Source organism: Candidatus Dadabacteria bacterium (assembly GCA_009840385.1).
In the GTDB taxonomy this organism is placed as follows: Bacteria; Desulfobacterota_D; UBA1144; order Nemesobacterales; family Nemesobacteraceae; genus Nemesobacter; species Nemesobacter australis.
The window spans coordinates 121150-128481 of sequence record VXNX01000001.1 but is presented as its reverse complement, the minus strand read 5'-3'; the positions used below and the strand labels follow the sequence as shown (position 1 = coordinate 128481).

8 protein-coding genes are annotated in these 7332 nt (G+C 49.5%); all 8 read left to right on the top strand.

What is annotated here, in order from left to right; all coding sequences use genetic code 11:
• The first annotated feature begins 131 nt into the window (after nucleotides 1–131).
• The 8 genes from F4X55_00615 to sufB all read left to right on the top strand — a co-directional run bounded on the left by F4X55_00615 (nucleotide 132) and on the right by sufB (nucleotide 7300).
• The gene (locus tag F4X55_00615; protein ID MYC39513.1) at nucleotides 132–881 is read left to right on the top strand and encodes a hypothetical protein; all 750 of its coding nucleotides are present in this window, start codon (nucleotides 132–134) and stop codon (nucleotides 879–881) included.
• Nucleotides 882–900: 19 nt separating this feature from the next.
• Nucleotides 901–1569, top strand: coding sequence for an endonuclease III (locus tag F4X55_00610; GenBank protein MYC39512.1), 669 nt, complete (start codon nucleotides 901–903; stop codon nucleotides 1567–1569).
• A gap of 74 nt (nucleotides 1570–1643) precedes the next feature.
• Nucleotides 1644–2153 (top strand): NADH-quinone oxidoreductase subunit J, encoded by a 510-nt coding sequence (locus F4X55_00605; GenBank protein MYC39511.1) that lies wholly within the window; start codon nucleotides 1644–1646, stop codon nucleotides 2151–2153.
• 1 nt (nucleotide 2154) lies between these two features.
• Nucleotides 2155–2460, top strand: a complete 306-nt coding sequence (gene nuoK / locus F4X55_00600) for an NADH-quinone oxidoreductase subunit NuoK (GenBank protein ID MYC39510.1) — start codon at nucleotides 2155–2157, stop codon at nucleotides 2458–2460.
• A gap of 23 nt (nucleotides 2461–2483) precedes the next feature.
• On the top strand, nucleotides 2484–4469 hold the full coding sequence (nuoL, locus tag F4X55_00595) for an NADH-quinone oxidoreductase subunit L (GenBank protein ID MYC39509.1): 1986 nt from the start codon (nucleotides 2484–2486) through the stop codon (nucleotides 4467–4469).
• 285 nt (nucleotides 4470–4754) lie between these two features.
• Nucleotides 4755–5285 (top strand): cytochrome c, encoded by a 531-nt coding sequence (locus F4X55_00590; protein ID MYC39508.1) that lies wholly within the window; start codon nucleotides 4755–4757, stop codon nucleotides 5283–5285.
• Between the two features lie 140 nt (nucleotides 5286–5425).
• A complete protein-coding gene (locus tag F4X55_00585; protein ID MYC39507.1) occupies nucleotides 5426–5845 on the top strand; it encodes an Rrf2 family transcriptional regulator in 420 nt (139 codons plus the stop codon).
• An 18-nt stretch (nucleotides 5846–5863) separates the two neighbouring features.
• Nucleotides 5864–7300 carry a Fe-S cluster assembly protein SufB gene (gene sufB, locus F4X55_00580; GenBank protein MYC39506.1) on the top strand — a complete coding sequence of 479 codons (1437 nt, stop codon included), beginning with the start codon at nucleotides 5864–5866 and terminating at the stop codon, nucleotides 7298–7300.
• The last annotated feature ends 32 nt before the right edge of the window (nucleotides 7301–7332 follow it).

The following is a 7332-nucleotide window of genomic DNA, read 5'->3' as shown; positions in this document are numbered from 1 at the left end:
GAGAAGAGCTTGTGTCAGTAGACACGAAGCTTGTGATAAGTGAAAGAGGAGGGAAGCCGGTAACGGTTACCCCTCCTCTTTTTTTGTGCCCGAATTGATTTTTCCGTAAACATGTTTTCTAATATAAAGCAATGCCTTCCAGTACTCTTATAGTGTACGAACCTCTGGATTCTTTCAGGGAGAAATCCGAGTACTGGAGGAAGTATCTTAAGTTTTACGAGCGTTACTGGGGTGGTCCCACTTCTCCTTTCGGGATATGGTTCGGAAATGAGTACAATGTGTTTCGCCAAGCGCTCTCCGACCATCTTAATCTGCCTCACCAAGATCTGCCCGACTGTCTTTTCATGAAGGATGAAAGCGGCAACTATTTTGTCGCGCCCACTTCAGACTCCCTTAACTGCTTTGCGTCCGAAAACGTTATTCCGTTTGAATGGTTTCTCCTTTTCTCAGAGGAGGGGAGGAAAAATTTCTATACCCACTGGGGCTTTAACTCGATTCATTACAACTCAACTCTTGAGCAATCGAAAAAAAGACTGATTTCTACGCGGGAGAGAATCGAGGAAACGATATCCGGAGAGTCTGCGAATCCCCTTAAAGTTTTTCTCCGCAATCTTGACCGAAGTCTCGAGGACCTTAGAAAATGGCTTGTACAGTTCGATGCGCAGAGCTATATGGTGCTCAACTACGGCGACATCTGCAATTACATACATCCTTACACTCTGAAAAATGAAAACAGCGTAACGGAAGTCGCGAGAATTCTGGAGCTTATTTCCCTGTCGGATTTCGGCGAGGCCGAGCTTGCGCTTAAGGTGTTTTTTCAGAAATGGGAGGATATAGGGACCAAGTGCACTGGCAGCACAGAAGATTCACGAATCCAGTAGGGATGCGCTCCCGATCAAGATGACCGTAAAACTTGAAAGGAAAAACATCGGAAAGGTTCTGGGAATACTGAGAAAAGAAGCGGCCGGATGGAACGTTCCCATAGTTACGCTTACGGCCGTTTCCTCAAAAAGCCCTTTCAGGGTTCTTATCTCGACGGTGCTGAGTCTGCGGACCAAGGACGAGACCACGGCCGAGGCCTCAGCGAGGCTTTTCCGAGAAGCCTCAACTCCTCGGGCCGTGCTTGAGCTTGGGGAAAAAAGGGTAAGGAAACTCATATATCCAGTCGGTTTTTACAGGGTAAAGGCGGAGAACATAATAGGGATATGTGAAAAACTGATAGACGAACATAATGGCCGGGTTCCGGACAGTATGGACGAGCTTTTAGAATTCCGCGGCGTCGGGAGAAAAACGGCCAATCTGGTTCTTTCTCTTGGATACGGAAAACCCGCCATCTGCGTTGATATTCACGTGCACAGGATTTCTAACAGGTGGGGGTACGTGGACACCAAAAGTCCTTACGAAACCGAGATGGCTCTTCGGGAGAAACTGCCCCGCAGACACTGGATAGAGTACAACTCTCTTCTCGTTGCCCTCGGGCAGCAGATATGCAGGCCCTTATCTCCTCTTTGCAGCCGTTGTCCCGTAAGCGGTTACTGCCCGAAAACGGGAGTTTCGAGAAGCAGATAGGCCTTGGCGCAGAAGTTTGACTCTGCGGGCATTGTAACTATAATCATTGCCAAACCTTTTTCCGGAAAACCCCATTGTCTCATACGGTCCTTTTTTATATTTTTTCTGTGCTTGCCGTCTTGGGGGCTATTATGGTTGTGAGCCATAAAAACCCCGTTACAAGCGCTATTTCGCTCGTTCTTACCCTTTTCTCGACGGCGGTGCTTTTTGTGCTTCTCCACGCCCATTTCATCGCGGCGATACAGATACTGATTTACGCGGGGGCGATAATGGTGCTCTTTCTCTTCACCGTCATGTTCCTCAATATAAGGGACAGCGAGCTCAGGTTTGACAGTATGAACATACCGAAGAGGATGACGTTTCTTTTCCTTTTCATTGCCGTTGTGGGACTTTTAGCCTCAAGGCTTTTCTTCTCTTCACCGGTCGTTTTCCCGGAACTCGGGGACCCCGAAAATTTCGGTACCGTCGCCCATGCGGGGAGATCTCTTTTCAGCGACTACCTGCTCGCGTTCGAACTTACCTCGGTTCTTGTGGTCGTAGCCATGGTAGGTGTTCTGGTCATAGCCAAGGTGAGAGAATCGTAAGATGGAAATCACGGTCACTCACTACGTCGTTCTGGCTTGCGTACTTTTCGCCATAGGGGTCTACGGCGTCATTACAAGAAAGAACATACTTGTCGTGCTTATGTGCCTTGAGCTTATGCTTAACTCGTGCAATCTGCTTTTCGTTACTTTCTCAAGGCTCTATGAAGGCGCCACGGGACATGTGTTCGTGCTCATGTCAGTCACGGTTGCGGCTGCAGAGGTTGCTGTTGGCCTCGCGTTTGTCGTATCGATTTACAGGCAGAGAGAGAGCCTTGACATTGATCTGCTGAAACTGCTTAGGGGTTAGTTTATCTTCGGAGGTTTGCCTGAGTGCTTGCTCTAATAGTTCTTGCGCCGCTTGCGGGAGCCCTTTTTAACGGGCTTTTCTTCGCCACCGGTCTTTGCGAAAAGCTTACCGGGATCACAAGACACTCAAGAGACAGGATTGTGGGGACGGTGGCGTGTGCGACCATATTGGTCTCCGCCCTTTTATCCACGCGGCTTTTCCTAGATCTTCTCTCGCAGAGCCCCGCGGGAGCGGAACCCATCACGACCGAGCTTTTCACCTGGATGCTCTCGGGCACTCTTACCATCGGTTTCGAGTTTCTTTTTGACTCGCTGTCTGCCGTAATGGCCCTTGTTGTGACATGGGTGGGATTTTTAATCCATGTCTACTCGATAGGGTACATGCACCACGACCGCTGCTACGCGAGGTATTTTGCTTATTTGAACATTTTCGTTTTCTTCATGCTCGTTCTGGTTCTGGGCAACAACTTTCCCATGATGTTTGTCGGATGGGAGGGAGTGGGTCTTGCCTCCTACCTGCTTATAGGCTTCTGGTACGAGGACTCGTTCAGAGTTTATGCGGGAAGAAAGGCTTTTGTAGTCAACAGGATAGGAGACTTCGGGTTTATTCTCGGAATCTTCCTTATTTTTACCGTGTTCGGCTCGCTTAACTATCAGGATGTTTTTTCCCAGCTCGGGGATCCGGCTTTTGTTTCAGGCGTTTCGCAGTCGCTTATAACCGCCATGGCACTTCTTCTGTTTGTCGGCGCCGTCGGGAAATCAGCGCAGTTCCCGCTTCACGTGTGGCTCCCGGACGCGATGGCGGGTCCGACCGCCGTTAGCGCCCTTATCCACGCCGCAACAATGGTTACCGCCGGGGTTTACATGTTGAGCCGCTGTTCGCCGCTTTTTGACCTGAGTCCTGTGGCTTTGAGCGTCGTTTTGGTCGTGGCAACGTTCACCGCGTTTTTCGCTGCTACTATAGCGATCACCCAGAACGACATAAAAAAGGTGCTCGCGTACTCGACAGTAAGCCAGCTTGGGTACATGCTGATGGCTGCGGGAGCGGGAGCATACGTGTTCTCGATATTTCATCTTGTCACCCACGCTTTTTTCAAGGCCCTTCTATTCCTCGGGGCGGGAAGCGTTATACACGCCATGGCCGGAGAGCAGGATATAAGAAAAATGGGAGGACTTCGCGGAATGATTCCCGTAACGGCCGTTACGTTCCTTGTGGCGACGCTTGCGATTTCCGGTTTTCCTCTTCTATCGGGGTTTTTCAGCAAGGATGAGATCCTGGCTTCGCTTTATGACGGCGGCCATACGTTTTTCTGGGCAGTGGGGCTCCTTACGGCCGTGCTGACCGCTTTTTACATGACGAGGCTGTATGTGCTCACCTTTGAGGGAGAGGCTAGAATGGATTACAAGACGAAAAGCCGCGTGCACGAATCCCCGGCAGTGATGACCGTACCTCTTGTGATTCTCGCGGTTCTCTCCATTTTTGGAGGCCTTCTTGGCGTGCCAGGATTCATGGGCGAGGTTGCGGGTTTTCATTACACCGATCTTATTAAGAAGTTCCTCTCTTCTTCAGTGGTAGTACACTATGGTGCGGAACACGCCTACTCCCATTATTTTGGCCACTGGACTCTTGTAGGGTTCTCGGTGCTGGCAGCGTTTGTGGGGATAGTGGCTGGTATTCTGGTTTATTACCGTGGGCAGGGCAGAACTGCCATAGTCTCTGGCCAAGCGGCTGACGCGGTTCGCAGAGGATCCTTTAACAAGTGGTACGTGGATGAGATATACGATGCGGTTTTTGTGCGTCCTTTTAACTATATTTCGGAGCTGTCTTCGGATTTTGATCTCTCCGTAATAGACCGCTCGCTTGACGGGCTGAGCGATTTTGTAAGAGATACTTCGAGACGCCTTAGTGCTCTTCAGTCCGGTCTGCTCAGGTATTACGCGGCGGCAATGGTCGGAGGAGTCGTCGTGATAATCGTGCTTCTTTTCATCTACGCTTCCACCGCTTCCTGACAGACGACGTCTTTTCCGCTCGGATTTCAGTTCAGGAAGTGGTTTTCTCGAAATAACGATGTCGTTTACGGTAAAATATTCTCTCTAGTCCGCTTGACAAATAGTTCTTAATATAGATATTGATGGTCCAGAATATCTCGGTAGATTCTGCCCTTTAACAAGCTGCCTGCCTTACTCGTTTGTGGATGGTTTTGCTTTTATAAAGTTTGATTGTTCATGCGGGAAGTTACGAACCAGATTAGGTGAATCCTACGTTCAGGTGGATTTACCGATAGAGGTATTAAGATGATTGAAAAAGTGTTTAGAAGAAAAAAATTACTGATAGCGGTTTTGATTATAGCCGCCGCACTTTATTTTGTTCTCGAACGTTACGATGTCTCGGCTACAAAACCACACCCGGCGATTGTAAACACGATTTTTCACGGCATTGCCGAGAGATCTATAAAAAGAAACTCCGCGGGTCTCACGATTCCCTACGACGTTAATGATAAGGATATGTATGTGAAGGGCTTTAAGGAATATGAGCACATGTGCGTTCAGTGCCACGGAGCGCCCGGCGTCGAGCCTTCACCGACTGGTAAGGGCCTTTTCCCGCCTCCGCCCAAATTCCCTGAAGAAAAACTGTATGAGTATTCTCTAAAAGACATCTTCTGGGTCACGAAAAACGGGGTTCAGATGACCGGAATGCCCGCTTACGGACCCACGCACGAAGACGAGACGATCTGGGCGGTCGCCATATTTCTTGATAAGTCCAGAAATTTATCCGAAGTGGAATATAAAAAGCTCAGGGATAAGTACTCGGATACGCATCATTAATAGCTACAGTTCTGGAAGCGGACTATTGAAGTTATTTAGAAAGACTTTCTTTTTCTCTTCAAGTTGACTTTGCTTGAATAATGGTAATGATTACCACTTAGATAGCTATTTTATGGATATACAAAGTTTAGAATAACGTTATGCAGGTAAGCAGAACTCTTGATTACGCCGTCAGATGCCTTATCCATATGGGAGGCAATCCGGGATTTAAGTTCAGCATGAAGCAGATATCCGAAACCCAGCACATTCCGCAGAACTACTTGGCCAAGGTAATGAGAAGGCTTGTTAATCGCGGAATACTCAGGTCGAAGGTGGGGCCCGAGGGCGGATACATGCTTCGCAAGCCCCCGCACGAACTCAGCCTGAGAGAGGTATACGAAGCCATAGAAGGGGAAATAAGGATAGTAGACTGCATGGACGACGACGGTCCCTGCGCCCTCTATGAAAACTGCGGGCAGCTTCCTCTTTGGGATAAGCTCAAAGTGTCCATGATAAGGATTCTTGAAGATACTACTATCGGGGACATGGTGAATGAAACTCGGGGCGGCAAGAGACACTAGCAGGAGGATATTTTCTTAATGAGCGTTGACCTTGAAAAACTCGCGCAGGAGGAATACAAGTACGGATTCGTAACCGACGTAGAGCAGGAGATTGCCCCCAAGGGTTTAAACGAAGACGTCATCAGGATGATTTCCTCGAAGAAGAACGAACCCGAGTGGCTTCTCGAATGGCGCCTCGGGGCGTATGAGCGCTGGAAGAAGATGAAGGAACCCCGGTGGGCTTTTCTGAGATATCCGGACATAGATTTTAACGACATAAGCTATTACGCCGCGCCGAAAAGCAACCCGAGACCGAAAAGCCTTGACGAGATTGACCCCGAGATAAAGGAGACCTACGACAAGCTCGGTATTCCTCTTGAGGAGCAGAAGATGCTTGCGGGCGTTGCTGTTGACGCTGTTTTTGACAGCGTTTCCGTCTTTACCACTTTTAAGGAGAAGCTTGCCGAGGAAGGGGTTATTTTCTGTTCCATATCCGAGGCTGTGGAAGAACATCCCGATCTTGTGCGCAAGTATATGGGCTCGGTCGTGCCCCGGGGGGATAATTTCTACGCGGCTTTGAATTCCGCAGTTTTTACGGACGGTTCTTTCGTCTATGTTCCCAAGGGAGTCAGATGTCCCATGGAGCTTTCAACCTATTTCCGCATAAACGCGGAAAACACCGGACAGTTCGAAAGAACGCTTATAATCGCTGAAGAGGGCAGTTACGTGAGCTATCTTGAGGGCTGCACGGCCCCCAAGAGGGACGACAGCCAGCTCCACGCCGCGGTGGTTGAACTCATAGCCCATGATGACGCCACCATAAAGTATTCCACAATACAGAACTGGTACCCGGGAGACAAACAGGGCAGGGGGGGGATATACAATTTCGTCACAAAACGGGGGAGATGCGTCGGCAGGGCATCCAGGATTTCCTGGACGCAGGTTGAGACCGGTTCGGCGATCACGTGGAAGTATCCTAGCTGCGTTCTTGAAGGGGATAATTCTGTCGGGGAGTTCTACTCCGTCGCCCTTACCAACAGGCTTCAGCAGGCCGACACCGGAACCAAGATGGTTCACGTGGGAAAAAACACAAGCAGCACGATTATTTCCAAGGGCATTTCCGCGGGCGAGGGGCAGAACATATACAGGGGGCTTGTTGAGATTGGCAAAAGCGCCGAGAAGGCGAGAAATTACACGCAGTGCGACTCGATGCTTATAGGGGACCGCTGCGGAGCACATACTTTTCCATACATAGAGGTCAGAAATTCCACGGCTCACATGGAGCACGAGGCTTCTACCTCTAAAATAGGCGAGGACCAGATGTTTTACTGTCGCCAGAGAGGGCTTTCCGCCGAAGACGCGGTCTCGCTCATAGTTAACGGTTTCTGCAAGGAAGTTTTCAAAGAACTGCCGTTTGAGTTCGCGGTCGAAGCCGAGAAACTGCTGAGCGTGAGTCTTGAGGGAAGCGTGGGTTAATAAGGGTTCCGCCGGAATTCTGAAAAAAAGAT

Coding starts and splice junctions, on each gene's coding strand:
- F4X55_00615 (MYC39513.1), top strand. CDS start 132: ATGCCTTCCAGTACTCTTATAGTGTACGAACCTCTGGATTCTTTCAGG.
- F4X55_00610 (MYC39512.1), top strand. CDS start 901: ATGACCGTAAAACTTGAAAGGAAAAACATCGGAAAGGTTCTGGGAATA.
- nuoK (MYC39510.1), top strand. CDS start 2,155: ATGGAAATCACGGTCACTCACTACGTCGTTCTGGCTTGCGTACTTTTC.
- F4X55_00590 (MYC39508.1), top strand. CDS start 4,755: ATGATTGAAAAAGTGTTTAGAAGAAAAAAATTACTGATAGCGGTTTTG.
- F4X55_00585 (MYC39507.1), top strand. CDS start 5,426: ATGCAGGTAAGCAGAACTCTTGATTACGCCGTCAGATGCCTTATCCAT.
- sufB (MYC39506.1), top strand. CDS start 5,864: ATGAGCGTTGACCTTGAAAAACTCGCGCAGGAGGAATACAAGTACGGA.